This is a genomic window from Peptoniphilus harei (assembly GCF_900454685.1).
In the GTDB taxonomy this organism is placed as follows: Bacteria; Bacillota; Clostridia; order Tissierellales; family Peptoniphilaceae; genus Peptoniphilus_A; species Peptoniphilus_A harei.
In genome coordinates this window covers 1-19,617 of sequence record NZ_UATM01000036.1, presented here as the reverse complement: position 1 = coordinate 19,617, position 19,617 = coordinate 1, and the positions used below count along the sequence as shown (strand labels likewise).

Annotated in this window: 11 protein-coding genes and 1 pseudogene; all 12 read left to right on the top strand. The window is 29.1% G+C overall.

All coding sequences use genetic code 11. The features are described 5' to 3' along the window. The first annotated feature begins 8 nt into the window (after positions 1-8). A complete protein-coding gene (locus DRZ96_RS10335) occupies positions 9-2,975 on the top strand; it encodes a C40 family peptidase (protein WP_112890601.1) in 2,967 nt (988 codons plus the stop codon). 19 nt (positions 2,976-2,994) lie between these two features. Further along, positions 2,995-3,252: a hypothetical protein gene (locus tag DRZ96_RS10330; RefSeq protein WP_033646981.1), complete on the top strand. Its 258-nt coding sequence runs from the start codon at positions 2,995-2,997 to the stop codon at positions 3,250-3,252. Further along, positions 3,249-5,603, top strand: a complete 2,355-nt coding sequence (locus DRZ96_RS10325; RefSeq protein ID WP_112890600.1) for a leucine-rich repeat protein — start codon at positions 3,249-3,251, stop codon at positions 5,601-5,603. Before DRZ96_RS10330 ends, DRZ96_RS10325 begins: the two co-directional genes overlap by 4 nt. Before the next feature lie 15 nt (positions 5,604-5,618). Further along, positions 5,619-6,497 carry a CD1107 family mobile element protein gene (locus tag DRZ96_RS10320; protein WP_019132978.1) on the top strand — a complete coding sequence of 293 codons (879 nt, stop codon included), beginning with the start codon at positions 5,619-5,621 and terminating at the stop codon, positions 6,495-6,497. Between the two features lie 426 nt (positions 6,498-6,923). Next, on the top strand, positions 6,924-8,630 hold the full coding sequence (locus DRZ96_RS10315) for a DNA topoisomerase 3 (protein WP_019117159.1): 1,707 nt from the start codon (positions 6,924-6,926) through the stop codon (positions 8,628-8,630). 278 nt (positions 8,631-8,908) lie between these two features. Further along, entirely contained in the window at positions 8,909-9,241 is a 333-nt protein-coding gene (locus DRZ96_RS12555) for a type III toxin-antitoxin system ToxN/AbiQ family toxin (RefSeq protein WP_008901382.1), read from the top strand. Beyond that, a complete protein-coding gene (locus DRZ96_RS12550; RefSeq protein WP_008901383.1) occupies positions 9,238-9,468 on the top strand; it encodes a type III toxin-antitoxin system ToxN/AbiQ family toxin in 231 nt (76 codons plus the stop codon). The genes DRZ96_RS12555 and DRZ96_RS12550 overlap by 4 nt, the downstream gene beginning before the upstream one ends. A 1,029-nt stretch (positions 9,469-10,497) precedes the next feature. Continuing rightward, positions 10,498-10,956, top strand: coding sequence for a TnpV protein (locus tag DRZ96_RS12380; protein WP_079392108.1), 459 nt, complete (start codon positions 10,498-10,500; stop codon positions 10,954-10,956). A gap of 1,262 nt (positions 10,957-12,218) precedes the next feature. Further along, complete coding sequence (locus DRZ96_RS12375; RefSeq protein WP_409371953.1) at positions 12,219-13,436, top strand: hypothetical protein; 1,218 nt, start codon at positions 12,219-12,221, stop codon at positions 13,434-13,436. Positions 13,437-14,159: 723 nt separating this feature from the next. After that, a complete protein-coding gene (locus tag DRZ96_RS12370) occupies positions 14,160-14,420 on the top strand; it encodes a hypothetical protein (protein ID WP_256584892.1) in 261 nt (86 codons plus the stop codon). Positions 14,421-14,518: 98 nt separating this feature from the next. After that, a complete protein-coding gene (locus tag DRZ96_RS12365; RefSeq protein WP_256584891.1) occupies positions 14,519-14,830 on the top strand; it encodes a hypothetical protein in 312 nt (103 codons plus the stop codon). Positions 14,831-14,900: 70 nt separating this feature from the next. Beyond that, positions 14,901-19,617 (top strand): annotated as a pseudogene (locus DRZ96_RS12360) (helicase-related protein); the annotation flags it as partial.

Here is a 19,617-nt window from a genome sequence, read left to right as displayed (position 1 = left end):
AGGTATATATGAAAAAGAAAGGGAAAGTAAACCCGAGAGATGTACCAAAGACCAAACTTATATCAGAAAAGAAAGAAGAAAGCAATGAAAAATTCAGTAGTACAGAGAGAACATCAGATTTTTCAAAAAAAGAAATTAATAAAGTAAAAAGCAGGAATAACATAGACAATAATGATGAAAACTCTAAGTATTATTCATCTCATTTGCAAGAAAATAGTCAGGATTTATTCAACGAAAAAGATAAGTCAAATAGAGGAAGAAGACAAAGAAAAAACCATGAGGAAAAATTTTCAGAAACTATCTATCATAATGAATATCAGCCAGAATATTCGCAACAGCAGCATAGAAAAATGGAAGAAAATGAGGAAAGTAGATATGGTGAATATTACGGGCAAGAAACAGAATACAGGCTAAGTAACTTTAAAGAAGATTTTAATGATAGACCAAATTCAACTAGCTCTAATTTAAAAAGTAGCACTTCTCCCCAAAAAAATTACAAGGGGAATAGTAATTTAAAATGGAAGAAAAACGTTGAGAGTGAAAGTTTTAATGGTGTGCAAGAGAAAAAAATAAGGAGATTTAGAAAAGAAGAAGATAAGGATTTTAATATAGAGGTAAGTTCAACATATGATCCCTTATCGCAGGACTCAGATAATGATGGTGTCATAGATCGCTATGACATGAACTTTAGTGATAGCAATGTATCATATAGGGACACAAGAGATGACTATAAGTATTTACCATCTTCTGATGTGCAAAGAAACAATTGGGATGATTTTTCTATTCTTGGTAAGAATAGGAAAGAAAGTTTTCAAAAAAACACATTAAAAAAACTTTACCAATCTCAAAGTCAGTTTAAGGACAAAGGAGAAAAAGCAGAATTAAAATCTTTAAATGGGAAGTTTAAAAGAAAAGACCTATCATATAAGGCAAATGAAGAAGATAAAAAAATAATTCAAGACCTGAATACTAATAAAAAACAAAATAGCAAATATTTCAAAGGCAAAGTTAGAAATTTAGAAGAAAAAGATATGCTAATGGGTAAGGTTTCTAGTGGGAAATTTAGACAGGATAGCCTATCTGAAGGATTCAAAAGTGAATCTGAAAAAAATAAAGACAAATATAATATAAATAAAAAGAATCAAGAAAAAATAGGCACGAAAAAAGAAGTCTTCAAACAGGAAAAAAGCGTAATAAAAAATGAGAATCTTGAAGTAGATGAACTTGATTTAAATCATAGTGGAATTTCTAATAAAAACAAGGGAAAGAAAAGACAAATAAAAGACGATTTTGATAATACTATAAAGAAAAGTAATTTTGATCCAAAGGAAGAATACACCAGGACAAAAAAAGAAGTACAGGATTCCAAAAAATTATCTGAAGAAAATAAGGTAGACAAAAAAAATAAAACTAAATTTCATTCTAAAAAAGATAACAAGAGTGAAAAAGATAAGTTTTATAAAAAGGAAGATAAAGTATCAAAACTATATGAGAAAAAGAATAAAAAGGAAAAAGAGTTAATTAAGGATAAGAAAAAGTCAAAAAAAGCGGGTTTAGAAAAACCTATTACTTTTGCGAGTGCTATGACGGCAAACTATCTATATAGTGGGAAAGATGATAATGCAGGCGTTAATGCTGCTTATAAGCTTAGTAGAACTACCGAAGCTATTGGCAGAGAAATTAGCCATTTTAGAAGAAAAAAACCTTTAAAAACTCAAAGAAAAATAAAATCTTTAGAAGGAAAAATTTATAAGAAAGAAAGTAAACTCCTCTTTCAAAGAAATTTTGAAGAATTGAAGAAGACTAAAGCTTATCAAAACTCTAATAAATTGAATCGATTTTTTATGAAAAAGAAGTTTCAGAGAGATTTTAGGAAGAAACACGGGGAAGGTTTAGTAAATAGAATAAAGAAATCTTTCGCTAATATTGGAAAGAAAACATTGGAAGTTTTAAAAAACAAAGGATATAAGCAAATTTTAATTGCCCTTTGTATTTTAGGACTTTTTTTTATGCTATTTCAAGGAATTAGCAACGTTGGCAGTCTTACTTCAGGATTAACAAGTAATGTTATAGCTACAAGCTATCTATCAAAAGAAGAAGTTTTAATGGATATTAATAATGAATTTACAAGTTATGAATATGCATTACAAGATGAAATAGATAGTATTAAAGAAAATTATCCAAATTATGATGAATATCATATAAAAGGAGATTCTGTTGGTCATGATCTACACGAGCTTTTTAGCTATTTAACAGCAAGATATGGAGAGATTAAGTCAGCTGAAGAGATACAAAAGGAATTAAAAAAACTATTTAATCAAATGTATGAGAAAAAATATACTTCAAAGTCTATTACAAAATATGACAGTGAAGGAAATCCATATACCTATAGAATTCTAACATTAACTATAAAAAAGAAAAGTATTGATGAAATAGCAAGAGAAGAATTTGCAAACTATGAAACAAATATGGCTCATTATTTAGCTTTACTTGATAGTCAGGGAAATATGAGTGGATATTTTGGATCAAGCTATGGGAACTTGGGAGAGATTATAGACAATCCAAACTTTGGAAATCCCGGTCTTGCTTTTGATTCTGAAACTGCCAAAGCCTTATTTAATGAAGCAGAAAAACATATAGGCAAAAGATATGTGTTTGGAGCAAGTGGACCATCTAACTTTGACTGTTCAGGTTTTGTATGTTGGTCATTTACAAAGTCTGGTGTAAAGAGAATGCCAAGAACTACAGCTTGGCTTATTTATAAAAACTATTGTAATCCAATATCTCCAAGCGAGGCAAAACCTGGGGATATTATTTTCTTTAAAGGCACATATAATTCCGGTACGCCAATTTCTCACGTAGGGATATATGCCGGAAATGGAATGATGCTCCATGCAGGAGATCCTATCCAATATGCCAGTATAAACTCAAGGTATTGGAAAAATCACTTTTATTCCTTTGGTAGACCAAAATAAGGGGAAGGAGTAAAAATCTATGAATAAAAAATTAATTAGAAACATAGAAAAACAGAAGAATTTAAGAAAGAAAAAAGAAGAAATTGAAATAGAACTTCAGTTATTAGCAGAGGAACAAGAAGAAATAGAAAATTTAGAGGTCATCAAGGAATTTCGAAGTCAAAAAATATCTCTTGATGAATTTTTATTTATTATTAGAAAAAATAAGGAAGAAGAAAATAGAGAAAGACAAGAACTTAAAAGAAAAGATACAAATGAAAGTGAGGAAAATTTATGAAAAAAATAACAAGTGGAATTTTAGCTGTGATAATGCTACTTGTAAGTCTAGTGAATATAGTGGCTGTAAGTCCTGTATATGCAAGTACAGATTATAAGGTAGAGTGGACGGAAGATGATTTTATGTATTCCTCTGAGGGAAATATAATTGCCTTTAGTGATAAGGGCTTAGAAAAGAAAGAAAAGACAAATGTTCTAGTATTTCCTGAAGGAACAAAATCTATAAATGGAAATTATTCTTTAAGTCATTTAAACGATGAACTTAGATATAAAAGAGAATTTGGGCGTGGCAAACATTGGGATAAAGTAATTATTCCTGATTCTGTTAAGCATTTAGGCTATGCTGCCTTTTACGATGCAAGTATAGACGAGGTAAAACTATCAAATAGTCTAACTTATCTTGGTGGTTTAGCATTTTTCAATTGTGGACTTAGAGAAGTGACTTTACCTGATACTTTGGTAAATATTGAACATAATGCTTTTGAAAGAAATAATCTTCAAGAAATAACTATACCGAAGTCTGTGAAGACAATTGAACAGTATGCTTTTTCAAGAAATAAATTGCACACTATAAAAGTTTTAGGCAATCCAAACATTAACAGTAAAGGAGTATTCCATAATCAAGATGTTGAATATAGACCAAAACAAAATCCATTTTACGAAAATCATTTTGGTTTCAACGGAAATCAAGGATTCAAATCTATTCCTAATGGATTAAGGTTTGAAAATGGAGAGTTTGTCTTTGATAAGAACGTAGATAGTGTAGAACTTGAATTTGATTATAACAATGATATGTATCAAGGAAAGATGACTATATACAATCCAAATAAATATTCCATTGATACTCAAACTGATTTGACAGGACAAGATATTGATGAAAAGGACAATAAGATTGATGATTTAACTAAAAACATTAAGGACTTAGAAAATCAGATCAAAGACTTAAATGATAAGAAACAAGAAGATCAATCAAAGATAGATGAGTTAAAGGAAAAGTTAGAATCTTGCAAAGATAATGGAGAGAAACTAAAACAAGAAAAAGCTAGGCTAGAAGAAGAAATTAGAGATAAAGACAATAAGATTGCTCAATTGAATAAAGAAATTGAGGATCTTAAAAATTCTAACAATGATGAACTAATAGCAGAAATTACTCAGCTTAAAGATGAATTAAAAAGATTACAAGATGAAAATGCAAAACTAAAAGAAGATTATTCATCTACAAAATGGGAGTTAGAAGCTGAGAAAGAAAAGACAGATAAAAACGAAAATAAAATCAAAGAAATGCAAGAAAAGCTTGAGTCTTTAGAAGGAGAACTTGCAAAAAAGACTAAAGAAATTGAGGATAAAGATAATAAAATTAAGGGCTTAGAAAAAGCTCTTGATGAAAAAGATAATAAGATAAAAGATTTAGAGTCTAAAAAGAAAGAAACAGAAAATTCTAAGTCAGAATGCTGTAAGAAAATTGAAGAGCTTCAAAAGGCTATTGATAGTTTAAAAGAATCTTCTGAAAATACAAAAAAAGAATTAGAAGAGAAGATTAAAGGACTAGAAGGAAAACAAAAAGCTTCTGAAGAAGAAATTAAAAAGCTAAAAGAAGAGTTAGATAAGAAAATTGAAGAAGCCAAGAAGTTAATCGAGGAAGCAAATAAAAAAGCTAAAGAAGAACTTGAAAAGCAAGCTAAAGATGAAAAAGAAAAAAATATAAACCAAGGCTTATCTAAGAAATTAGATGAACTTCTAAAACTCCAAAAAGAAAACAAAGAGAAGAAAGAAGATAAGAAATCTCAAGATAAGAAGTGGGACGAACTTTTGAAAGCTGATGATAAGAACATCCTAAATCAATTTGATCTTAACAAGATGAAAAAGCAAGAGGAACAACAAGGTAAAAAACAAGTTAAAGATGAAAAAGAATTTGCAGTTTTCCAAGTAGACAAAAACTTCTATAACATTATAAAAGATGGAAAGAAAACTACTGTGTATATGGATGTAAAAGCATATATTAAGGATAATCGCATTATGCTACCTGTTAGATATGCAGCTTATACTCTTGGGTTTAATGTAGAATATGATGATAGTAAGAGAGAGGCTATCTTTTCAAATAAAGAAAATACAGCCTTACCTAAAAAAACTCTAAGATTAAATATAGATACTGGTGTTATGAAAGATAGTCAAGGAAACATTTATCATTCTGACACTAAACCTGTAATTATAAATGGAAGAATTCACGCATCTATTTCCAATATAGCTAAAGCTTTTAATGCAAGCTGTGGGGATATAAGAGATGAAAAAGATCAAAGTATAGAATGGGATAATAGCAGAAAGGCAGTTTATGTCTTCAAGAATATAAAGTAAGAAAAGGAGAGAATTATGAAGAAAAAAAGATTAGGGGTAGCCTTAGTGCTACTCCTTTTACTATTCAGTATGCCAAGCATATCCATAGCTAAGAGCAATGAAAATGAAATAAAAAATCAGTCAAATGATATTTATTTGCCAGAAAAAAGTAAAGAATTAGAAAGCTTATTTGATGAAGATGTATATGAACCATCTAATGAGAGTCAAAAAATTCCTTATCAGGAAGTGCCGAAAATACAAGAAAATAACATAAAAAATGAGCAAGTAGATAAAAAAGAAAAGCCATCTAAACTTGTTAAAGGTGGCAATACTAAAGCAATTAATCCATTAGCTACAAAAGAAAATAAGGCAAGAGGAACAGTTATAGAAAATGTAGATAAAAATGGACAGGATATTACACCGAAAGTAGAAGATCAAACATCAAGAGATGAAAAAAAGGAAAATCCAATAGATGTTAGACAATTTTTAACCTTTCAAACAAAGAGTGGAAAAACTATGCACCTCATTGTAGATCATTCGGAAAATCAAGAAAATGTACAATTACTAACAGAAGTTGGAGAACAAGATCTACTAAATATGATTGAAGGAGAAAGTGAAGTAAAGCCAAAAGAAGAAGTAGTGAAAAAAGAAGAACCGGTGGAGGAAAAACCGAAGAAAGAGGAGAAAGAAGAAAAGAAATCAGGGATAGGACTTTATTTATTTATGGGTTTAATTATTGTTGGTGTAATGGGTGCAGGATATTACTTCAAAATCTATAAAAAAAATGAAGAAGCAAGTTTTGAAGATGAGCAAGATTATAATGAATTAGAAGATGATTATGAATCTGAAGGGGAGGATTATGATCTTGAAGATAAGGAAGATACAGAAATTATTCCAGATGAAGATGAATTTTAATCTTCTCAATGATTTAAGCAGTAGATTAAGGACAACAATAAAATTAATTATCGTGTAAATTTATAAACATACGATAGAAAAGTACAATTAGAATTCTGGAACTTTAATAAAAAACGATGAACAAAACGACAGCACAAACTTAATATATAAGTAAAGCTAAGTTGAAATGATTGATTGTATAATTAAGAATTTGATATAGATAAAATCATAAGTTTAATGAGAATGCTAAAAACGGATCAAGCTTTTTTATACGGATGGAATTCTTATTCGAAGAAAAATCTTTATGCTAGAGACATAAAGTTTGAAGATGTAATAGATAATGGAATAAATATTATAGAAAAAATAAAAAATCGGTAGAGCTATAAAAAGATGAGGGATTGAAAATTTAATCTCTCATTTTTTTATTAAAAAATTAAAGGAGGAAAAATGAAATTAGTAATCGCAGAAAAACCAAGTGTTGCAGCATCAATAGCAAAAGTTATAGGAGCAAAAAATAGAAATAATGGATATTATGAGGGGAATGGATACATTGTTTCATGGTGTGTTGGGCATTTAGTACAAATGGCAAATCCTGATGTGTATGATGAAAGATATAAGAAGTGGAGAATTGAAGATTTACCTATTATCCCAAAAGAATACAAGTATGAGGTAACGAAGACAACTAAAAAACAGTTTAATATTCTTAAAAGACTAATGAATAGTAATGAAGTTGACACCATTATTAATGCTTGTGATGCTGGTAGAGAAGGAGAAGCTATCTTTAGACTTGTATATATGATGGCAAATTGTAAGAAGAAAATGAAACGTCTTTGGATTTCCTCAATGGAAGACTCTTCCATAAAAGAAGGATTTAGCAACTTAAAAGATGGAAGTAATTATGATAATCTTTTTGATTCAGCTAAGGCTCGTGCCATAGCTGATTGGCTTGTTGGAATGAACATAAGTAGACTTTACTCCTGTCTATATAATGAAAATTATAGTGTAGGCAGAGTACAAACACCAACTTTATCAATGATTGTGAATAGAGATGATGAGATAAATAGTTTTAAAAAAGAAAAATATTATACAGTGGAGATTTCCATGAATGGATTTACACTTTCGACAGATAGAATTGATGACAAGATAGTGGCAGAGCAGCTTAAAAATTTAATCGGAGAAAAAATTGAAATAACCGATGTAATTAAAAAAGAAAAGATTACAAAGCCTAATCTGCCCTTTGACCTAACAACACTTCAAAGAGAATGTAATAAGTATTTTGGATACAGTGCAAAACAAACCCTAGATTATGCCCAAAGCCTGTATGAAAAGAAGTATATTACCTATCCACGAACAGATTCAAGATATTTGACAGTAGACATGATAGAAAGCACTGTAAATAATATTATAGGAAAAAATGATTTTGACACAGAAAGAATTAAGGTAGTTTTTAATTCTGAAAAAGTTACAGATCATCATGCAATAATTCCAACGATAAGTTCATTAAATAAGGATATTTCAAATCTCCCGGAAAGCGAAGCCAAAGTATATAGACTTATAACAAATAAACTCTATGCAAGTTTTGGATATCCACTTGTAGAAAATACAACAAAGATAGTGGCTGAATTTGACGGGTTTGAATTTATAAACACTTATAAAATAATTGCAGAAGAAGGGTTTACAAAATATTTAGAAGAATATACATCAAAGAAGAAAGAAGATATACAACTTCCTGATGTAAAAATAGGAGATTTTTTATATATTGAAAATAAAGATATAAAAGAGAAGTATACAAATCCACCTAAACACTTCACTGAAGACACACTCTTAAAAGCAATGGAAATAGCTGGAAATGATGAATTAGTTAAGGATGTTGAAATTGAAAGAAAAGGACTTGGTACTCCTGCTACAAGAGCGGGAATAATAGAAAATTTGATATACAAAGGTTATATAAAAAGAGAAAAGAAAAACCTAATATCAACTAGGAAGGGATTAAACCTAGTTACTATAGTTATAGATGAGTTTAAATCTCCAAAGACAACAGCAAAATGGGAAATGAGATTAAGTGATATAGCAAAGGGTAAGGAAAATAAAGAGAATTTTTTAAAAGAAATTGAAGAAGAAATAAAAAATACTATAGGTAAATATTATAAGTAAATTGATTATAAAAAATTGAATACGGTTATAGGAATGAAGAAAGGAGTGATTTATGAAAGAAATAGGGTATAATATAAGTGATAAAAGAGTAGGCATTAGGAAATTTACTTATTTGATATTACTATGAATATATGTTATACTCTTATCAGATAAAGATGGTGTCCCACTACCGTTAAAGGTGGAGCATTAAAGAAGGTGTCTCACTACCTATATCCCAAAGGTGAAGCATTAAAGCAAGCAGAGAGGATTAAACCTCTCTGTTTTTTTAGGAGAAAATAATGGTAGAAGTTATAAAATATGGATTTTATACTGTAAACTCTGATTACCTTGAATATCTAAATAAAGTAGATTCAGAAGTTTATTACAACCCATCGTATAGAAACAGTATAAAACCATTTGTTGGAATTATTGTTGGTATAGAAAATTATAATTATTTTATTCCAATTTCTTCTGCAAAGGAAAAACATAAAAAATGGAAGAATGTTTCTGATGAGCATTTTTTGATTTATGAAGTGATCGATAATAGTATTACTATAGATGGAGATATCTACAAATATTATTCTGATAGAAAAAAATGCACATATTATCTATATTGGATATTAAGAAAATGATTCCTGTACCGACTGATTGTTATGAAAGAATTGATTTTAACGAACTTGAGGATATTAGATATAAAGACTTATTTCAAAAAGAATACGCTTTTTGTTTAAAAATAAAAACAAAGGTCTTGATAAAGGTAGAAAAAATATACAAAAATCAAAAGAAAACAGGAATTATAAGAAGAGCAAATTGCAATTTTTCAAAGTTAGAAAAAGCAATGTTGGATTGGAAGCAATAGAATAAAGGCAGTTAAAGCGATTAGAAAAGTAAAAAATTCCAATCGTTTTTTTATTGCAATAAAAAGATAGCGTAAATGACATTTTAAAGTTATCTTTTGCTTACAGAAATTTAAAAAATAGAAAGAAATAAAGTTTAATAAATAAATATATAAAAATTTAGTTCATTTTTATCACTATAATGAGGAGGGATAAAATGCCAAGATATGATATAGTAGATTTAAGTAGAACAATCTATCTTGCAAAAGAAGAATTTAAGAAAGATATAAAAAAATATGAGGAATATTTAAAGGTATCAGGCAATAACTATAAGTATCCATATATACATCAAATATCTATATACAATATGGATCCAAAAGCAACAGCCTGTGCAGAATTTGATTATTGGAAAAGTATAGGTAGAAGCGTTAAAAGAGGCGAAAAAGGAATACCACTTTTAGATATAGATAGTGGAAGGATAAAATATATCTTCGACATAAGGCAAACAGTAAGTATTAATCATAATATTTCTGAGGTAAAGTTATGGAAATATGATAGCAAAAAGCATTTAAACTTACTAGATGAAATGATAGATAAGTTTAAAGAAAAAGATAGTAAGCTTCTATTAAGCCAAGAAGATAAAATTGCTGCCTTAGTAGAAAGTAATGTTAGAGGAAAATTCAATAAAATTTTAGAAAGTCTATCTGATGAAAGTTTAAAAAGCATTCAAAAGGTAGACCTTTTTAATTTGTTAAAAGAATCCGTAAAAATTTCTATAAGCGAGAGAATGGAGGTCTCATATCAGCTAAAAGAAGAAAACTTATCTTTACTGTCTAAAATATCAAGTTCGGACATAGACAAAGTATTAAGTATAAGTGCTAATATAAGTAAAAATATCTTACTTGATTTGGGAAGTGAAATAAAAAGATTAGAAATTTTAGAGAAAATTCAAGAAAGAAAAGATTTGGAGCAGACAAAAGAGCTTAAGGAGCGTTATAATAAATTAAGTTCTGATATAAACGGTGAAATAAATTTTAAAGGAGGCTTGGAAGATGAAAGAGAAATTAACATTGGCAGGCAAGGAATACCTCATGGAGGAGGGGATTTACACACCAATCGTCAAGGAGAATTCCTTCGAGAGACAGGGAGGGACATACAAGATGGAAGAATTGGAGGAAGGCATGGAAGTCCTAATACCCAATATGGCAATTCCCAAGGAAATAGATTTAAAGAAACTCAACAGATGGGGAAGGATGAGATTGAACTTTCTCAAGGAGAACAAAGAAGAGGATTATCAGATAATGTATTTGCAAGGGACATTGATGGATCATCTTCTATCAAAGGAAAAAGAGATAGAGGACTTTATCACGAGGGAAGAAGTCAAAATGATGGAAACTTGGGGTCTGACAGAAGAACTGAAAGAAGAGGACTATCTGAAATATCTGAGATTGAAGAAGAACATGGATATGACCCTACAAGAAATAGGGGAAAGGGAGATAATCCTAATCTAAAAAATGAGGAAGTAGAGTCTACTTCCTTTTTTTCTGCTAAAAATCATGGAGAGCAAATATCCTTCTCAAATCCAATAAGTCAAAGAGAAATAGATACATTTTTAATACATGGAGGAAATCATGAAGATGGAAGATTAGCAGTAATAGCAGAATTTTCTAAGGGTAAATCTTTAGAAGAACAGGCAAACTTTTTGAAAGAAATATATAGGGGAGCCAATGGTCTTGAAATTGAAGGAAGAAAGATATCTGCATGGTTTGGAAAGGAAGGAGCAATTTTAAAAGATGGAGATGAGGCAAGATATAGAGAAGGGCAAATAGTTTCTTGGAAAGATTTAGCTAATAATATTAATAATTTATTAGATAGAGGAGAATTTGCTAGCAATGTTGAGATTGTAGAAAGTGCGACATATGAAAGAGAAAAAATAGCAGAAAAATTATTGTATTTAAAGAGAGATCTTACTGATGAAACTAAGGATAGATATTTAGCGATTCTTAATGATATAAAAGGAAGAGGCTTCCCAGATGAAAAAGAAAATCTCGGGAAAAAACTTGAAGATAAAAATTTTATAAATAAACTCAGAAAAGAATACGAGGTATTTTTAGAAGAATATAAGATTAATCCTGATATTTTAAGATTTCATCATTATAAATTATCTAAAATCTATAATGATATCAATGATTTAGAAATAGAAAGAAAATTATATAGGTCAAATTTAAAGGATATTGCACCTATTCAGAGTTTTATAACACAAGATGAAATAGATGAAAGCCTAAAAAGAGGAAGCGGGTTTTCTGATGGAAAGAAAAGAATATATGAATTTTTTACTGAAAAGCATGATTTAAAAGAACAAGCAGATTTCTTGAAAAATGAATATGGCGTAGGTGGAAGTTCTCATGCACTATCTGCTGCAAGAGAAAGTGGTGAGTGGCACGATGCGAAGGGAATAAAATATAATAAAGGTAATGCAAAAGAAATACTACTATCTTGGTCTAATGTTGCAAGAAGAATTAATGACCTTATTAAAAAGAATAGATATATAGATGAAGAAAGTTTTGAAGAAAATAGGAAGAAAAAAACAGATCAGGAAATAAATAAAACAGAAAAAGAAAGCCAGGAGTATATAAATTATCAAGATGATTTGCCTCCAACTGATAATGATGTATATATAGAAAGAACAAATAATAGTTCTATATATTATTATCAAGGACAGTCTGTAGCAAGTATAGGTGATGATGGAAAACTTATCATTTATGATGAATTTATGCCAAACTTTTTAAAAGAAGAAATATATTCCATAGCCTTTGAAAAACAATTAGATATACCATTAGACCAGTTAGACGATGGAATTATTCTTGAGGGAATACATGACACTTTTTATATTAAAGAAAAGGAAGAAATAGAAGGAAGAGAATATTACCTTTTAGAAAGTCAAAGTCGATATGATGATATTCCAAATATTGTAGTTAATTCTAACAAAGAAGTTATAGATGATGATATAGTAAATGGTTTTGAAGAATTTAAGGAATTTTATCCTAATAAAAATAAAGAGAATATAGGTTTTGATTTAGATAGCCATAGAAAAGATGATTATTGGATAATTGAGTTTAATGAGGGTTCAAGTCTAATAGAAAAAGATTATGCAGGACAAAGGCTGACTAAAGAACTATTAGATGAAATAAGGGAAATAGATGAAAAGATAAGACTTCATAATAAGACCTTAGGAGAAGATGAATATGGGCAGATGACTGATAAGTGGGAGGGGTATTCCAAATTCTATTTTAACCATATAGTAGATGGGAAAATAGTTGATCACTATAAGATAGACATAGGTGATGGAAATGAGATCAACCAAAGAGACTTTGAATTTCTTTATGAACAAATAGGAAAAAGTCAGATAGAACTTAATCAAACTATAGAAGGAAATAAGATAGATGAAAAAATAATTTCAATAAATCAAATTGAAGATAGAATTTTTGATGTATTAGTTAAGGATAAAGTTTTAGAAAATGAAATTATAAAGGCAAGAGAAAACTTAGGAAATAATACCTTAGCAAGTTTTAACTCTGTATTCCAAAGAGAATATGTAAAAATCATGAGAGAAGTTGCCGATAAACAGGGAAATCTTCCGGATGATATGAAGGCAATAGATAAGGTTAAAGAATTAGCTATTAGAATAGAAAATAGATATAGAGAATATTTAAATAATTCACATGAAAACAATATAGAAGATGATAAGGAGATACTCTCTATAAAAGTGGGAGATATAGTTAGAACAGAGGATAATAAATATTTAAAAATAAAAGATATTTCCAGTGGATATGATAATAACCATAATCAAATAATATATTATTCATATGATGCCTATTTTGATAAGGACTTAAAACTATTCTCACATTCCTTTAAAGAAAGCGATTTAAAAGCTTTAGAAGTATTAAGAAATGAAGTAGAAGAAAAATTAACAAAAGAGATTGTAGAATAAAATAGCAGTAAAAGTAGGATTTTATTATGCTTTAGTAGATAAATATAAAACAAAGGATATAGAATTAGAAGAAACAGGAATTAGAGTTTATCCAAGAAAGGAAAACTCACAAGGAAAGATCTATACTTTATATAAGGGAAATCTTTTGAAGATAGCAAAAAATAGACAGTTTGTTTGATGAAATTACTGCCAAAATGAAAAAATTACAAATTTAAATGATGTATTAGAATTGGAAAGGGAAGGTTTATTTGAAATTACAAATTTAAAATTTGAGGCTATGATATAGAAGCTTTAATCAGCAATTTCCAGATATATAATGATATATATGTTTTTAATAAAAATCTTGAAATCAATGGAGCATATCAAAATTTAGCACATATAAATGAAGAAAATAAAATCACTAATTAATAGAAAAATCCAAAAGAAGAAATAAGAGAAGAAACAAGTTCTTTCCATGTTATAGATAAGGATATAAAAAAAGAGAATACTATTTTGATCCTATACTTACTACTGTCAAAGAAAATAAGATGGATTATTAAAAAAACCAGAAAATATTATAGATGGAAAAGAAATATAAGAGCTAATCTTAGATGTTAAGGGAAAATCTCTTAAAATTTACGATACAATGGGTATATTTTAAATTCTAATCAAGCTATAAAATATAAAAGTTATAAGGACATATTAAGTAACTTACCTTATTTACTTGATGATAAACATAGAGAAGTGCTTTTAAATGGATATTTAAATCAGCAAATTGAAAATGATAGAACAAGGCAAGAAGAAAATCCATTTAAAGAAGGTATGAATGTTAGATACAAAGGAAAAGAATACACTATAACTGCCATTAACGATACTACAAGTCCTAAAACTATAGAACTAGAAGATAGCACAGGACTAATGAATGGTTTTATTACCGGAAGTGAAATAATTCTTTTTAATGACTACAAAGATCTTGATTTGGAAGTTATAAAAAAGAGGAATTAATTCCGTTAGAAATAGAAGATTATAGTCTTTTAGGATTACCAGTTCAATTTAGAAATAAGGAATATTTAATTAAAGAAAATGAATTTAATGAAGCTGGAATGGGTAGATTAGCTTTAAGTACAATAGATAAGAGTGGTATTACTGAAGTAATATATAGTAGAGAAAGACCTGTTTCTAATATCTTTGTAAGAAAGGAAGATTTAGAAGAATATAAATCTAGTGAAAAAGATAAATTAAGTAAAAAACAATCTATCGATAAAGAGGAATTAGTAGAACAAATTAGCTTTGAAGATATTGACAATAATAACGAAGAAAAAGTTAAAAAAGACAATTCAAGGCTCTTATATAAAAGCCTTGATGTAATAAATAATAAATCTTCTCTTGTTGCTGATCAGTTTAGTAAGTGTTGATAATGAAAAGGAAGAATTTTTAGTATATAGTTCATCTAATCCAAAAAATCATAGGGAATTTACTCTACCTTTTTCTTACCTCAAAGGAATTGACAAAATTGACGGAGATGGTAATTCATTGAAATTAACCACTCATAGAAAAGAAACTATTGATAAGAAGTTAGAAGAATATAAGGAATGGAAAGAAAATAATGATTTAATAAGGACTGATAGAGAGAATATAGAAGGGGTTTCTGAAGTTTCTTTAGAAAACTATAAAATTATTAATGAAGAAGAAAACCTACCACCTTCACAGAGATTAAAAAACAACATTGAAGCTATAAATGTCTTAAAGACCTTAGAAAAAGAAAATAGAAGTGCAAGAAAAGATGAACAGGAAATTTTGGCAAAGTATATCGGCTGGGGAGGACTTTCTGATGTATTTGATGAAGAAAAGGAAGGTCAATGGCTTGAAGCAAGGAACTTTTTAAAAGAAAATCTAACTGGGGAAGAATATAATAGGGCAATAGAATCAACCCTAACAGCTTTTTATACGCCGAAAGTAGTTATAGACGCTATCTATGAAAGTCTTTCTAATCTTGGCTTTGAAAAAGGAAATATATTAGAACCAAGTGCTGGGACAGGTAGATTTATAGGAAATCTACCTGAAGAAATGAAAGAGTCAAACTTTTATGGAGTTGAATTAGATAGCATTAGTGGACAAATTGCCAAAGAACTTTACCCTAATTCCAATATACAAATAAAAGGATTTGAAGAAACCAATTTTTCTAATAACCTATTTGATGTAGCCATAGGAAATATTCCTTTTGGAGAATTTAAAGTAGCAGATCGTGAGTATGAAAGAAATAACTTTCTAATTCACGATTATTTTTTGCTAAAACTTTAGATAAGGTTAGGGATGGAGGCATAATTGCATTTATAACATCTTCAGGAACAATGGATAAAAAAAGTGAAGATGTTAGAAGATATATATCGGAAAGAGCAGAGTTCTTAGGAGCAATAAGACTACCAAATACTACATTTAAAGGGGTAGCTGGAACAGAAGTAACTTCAGATATAATCTTTTTAAAAAAGAGAGATAGACTATTAAAGATAGATGAAGACTGGATAGAGCTAGACAAAGATGCAAAAGGACTAATATATAATAAATACTTTGTAGATAATCCTCAGATGGTAATAGGGACTATGGAAGAAATACCGTCAAGATTTGGGACAAGCCTTGCATGTATTGAAAATAAAGATATTTCTTTAGAAGAAGGACTAAAAAAAGCCATTAAAAATATCCAAGGTAGGTATGAAGAAGCTCAAATAAATGATGATTTAGGAGAAGAAACAATACCAGCTGATGATAGTGTTAAAAACTATTCTTTTGCTTTAGTGGATGATGAAATATATTTTAGAGAAAATTCAATTATGCAAAGAATATCCTTAAACCAAAAGGATAAAGATAAGGTAAAAGAATATTTAAGATTAAATGAAGGTCTAAGGAAAGTTATAACCTATCAAAAAGAAGACTATTCAGATGAAGAGATAAAAAAAGAACAAGAAAATCTAAATAAGTTCTACGATGATTTCAATAGCAAACATGGAAGACTAAATTCAAAAACCAAAAAAGTTATTTAGAGAAGATGCCAATTTTTCTTTAATTTCAACTTTGGAGAAATTAGATAAAGAAGGCAACTTTATAGGAAAATCTGATATCTTTAACAAGAGAACTATAAAAAAAGCTGTAATAATAGATCATACAGATAGGGCAATAGATGCTCTGGTACTCTCTATTAGTCAAAAAGGTAAAATAAATTTTGATTATATGGAAGAATTGACAGGAAAAACAAGAGATAAATTAATAGAAGAATTAAAGGGAGAAATATTTTTAAATTTAGATTCCTTTGAACCTAATGATATGAATCCATTTAAGTCTGCTAAAGAGCTAGGAGATTTTTCAAGAACTTACGTAAGTGCTGATGAATACTTGTCAGGAAATATAAGAGATAAAATTGAAGTTGTAGACTCTTATATTAAAAACATCGAAAAAGAGTTAGGAAAGGAAGAAAATCTAGAGGATAGTAAACTCTTAAAAAAAGAATTAGAAGAGTTACATTTTCAAAAAGCAAAGCTAGTGGAAGTAATGCCTAAAGCACTAGATGCAAGTGAGATTACAGTTAGAATGGGTGCAACATGGATACCGGAACAAGATTACAAAAAATTTATGTTTGATTTGTTGAAAACACCAGTTTCATCAAGGTGGAATATAGATATTAAGTATTCTGACTTTACAGGAGAATATAGAGTTGAAGGAAAAAGCTCTGATAGGGACAATGACCTTGCTTCTTTTACCTATGGTACAAATAGGGTAAATGCCTACAAATTGATAGAAGATACTTTAAATTTAAGAGATACTAAGGTATTTGACCAAGTAGAAGACAGTGATGGAAAGAAAAAATCTGTGCTTAATCAAAAAGAAACAATGCTTGCAAGAAGTAAGCAAGAGATGATAAAAGAAGAATTTAAAAGCTGGATATTTGATGATGTGGAAAGAAGAAATAGATTAGTAGAAGATTATAACGAAAGATTCAATTCCATAAGACAAAGGGAATATGATGGATCTAATCTTACTTTTGAAGGAATGAATCCTGAAATAGAATTAAGAGCACATCAAAAAGATGCCATAGCAAGAGGTTTGTTTGGTGGAAATACTTTACTTGCCCATGAAGTAGGAGCAGGAAAAACCTTTGAAATGATAGGTATAGCCATGGAGTCAAAAAGACTTGGATGAGTAATAAGTCAATGTTTGTTGTTCCTAACCACATTGTAGAGCAATTTGGAAGAGAATTTAATGAACTTTATCCAGGAGCTAATGTATTATGTGCTACAGAAAAAGATTTTACACCAGATAGAAGAAAAAGATTTTGTAGTCGTATTGCTACAGGAAGTTTTGATGCTGTTATTATAGGGCACAGTCAATTTGAAAAAATTCCTATATCAAAAGAAAGACAAGAATATGAATTGCAAGGTCAAATTGATGAAATCATTGACTATATAGATGAATATAAGAGAGAAAGGGATCAAAGATTTACTGTAAAGCAATTAGAAAAAACAAAGAAAAAATTAGAGACAAAGTTAGAAAAACTAAATGCTGATTATAAGAAAGATGACGTTGTAACCTTTGAGGAACTGGGAGTAGATAAGTTATTTGTAGATGAAGCCATGCCTACAAAAACCTCTATCTATTTTCTAAAATGAGGAATGTAGCAGGAATTACTTCTACAGATTCACAAAAATCATCAGATATGCTTATGAAATGCCGCTATATGGATGAAATAACTAATAATAAAGGATTAGTATTTGCCACAGGTACACCAGTAAGCAACAGTATGGCTGAACTTTATACTATGCAGAGATATTTACAGTATGATGAATTAAAAAAGATGAAATTGCAACATTTTGATTCTTGGGCATCTACTTTGGAGAAACAATAACGGCAATAGAATTAAATCCTGAGGGTAATGGTTATAGGAGCAAAACCAGATTTGCAAAATTTTATAATCTTCCTGAACTTATGAATACTGTAAAAGGATTTATGGATATTAAAACAGCTGATGTTTTAAATCTTCCTACACCAATTGCCCATTATGAAACTATAAAAACAAAGCCTACCGAAGAACAAAAAGAAATTCTTGAAACTTTTTCCGAGAGAGCAGATAAGGTTCGTGATAAGCAGGTAGATTCAAGTGTTGATAATATGCTATTAATAACAAATGATGGGAAGAAGATGGCATTAGATCAAAGATTAATCAATCCTTTACTTCCTGATGATCCTAATAGTAAGGTAAATACCTGTATAAAAAATGTATTTAGCATTTGGGATAAATATAAAGATAAAAAATCTGCTCAATTAATATTTTGTGATATGTCTACACCAAGTAGTGATTTTAATATCTATGATGATATTAAAACAAAACTTATAGATATGGGAGTACCTGAAAATGAAATAGAATTTATTCATAAGGCAAAAAACAATATGGAAAAAGATGCTATCTTTGATAAGGTAAGAAAGGGAGAAATAAGAGTCTTGCTTGGTTCAACACAGAAAATGGGAGCAGGTACTAATGCCCAAGACAAGCTAATTGCAATCCACGATCTTGATATACCATGGAGACCGGCTGATCTTTCTCAAAGGGCAGGAAGGATTGTGAGGCAGGGAAATGAGAATAAGGAAGTCCATATATTTAGATATGTAACAGAAAATACTTTTGATGCCTATCTTTTCCAAACCTTAGAGAATAAACAAAAATATATTTCTCAAATTATGACTTCAAAGACACCTGTAAGAGTTGCAGAAGATGTAGACGAAGCCACATTAAACTATGCCGAAATCAAAGCTCTTGCAACAGGAAATCCATTAATAAAGGAGAAGATGGACCTGATGTTGAAGTTTCTAAACTTAAAATGCTAGAGTCCAATTTTAAATCAAATCTTTACAAGCTGGAAGATAAAGTAGTTAAATTTTATCCAAAGGAAATAGAAAGATTAAAAGAAAGGATAGAGAACTTAAAGGAAGATATTAAAAATGTTGAGCCTTATAGAGATGTAGATAAAAATTTAAAAGAAGATAATAAATTTACCTCTCTAATTATTGACGGAAAGAAGTATATAGATAAGAAAATAGCTGGAGAGTTTTTGTTGAACAAAATTAAGGGAGTTAAAATATATAGGGAAATGGATAAAGATGGAGAAAAAATAGGTGAATATAGAAATTTTGATTTATCCATAAAATATGATTCTTT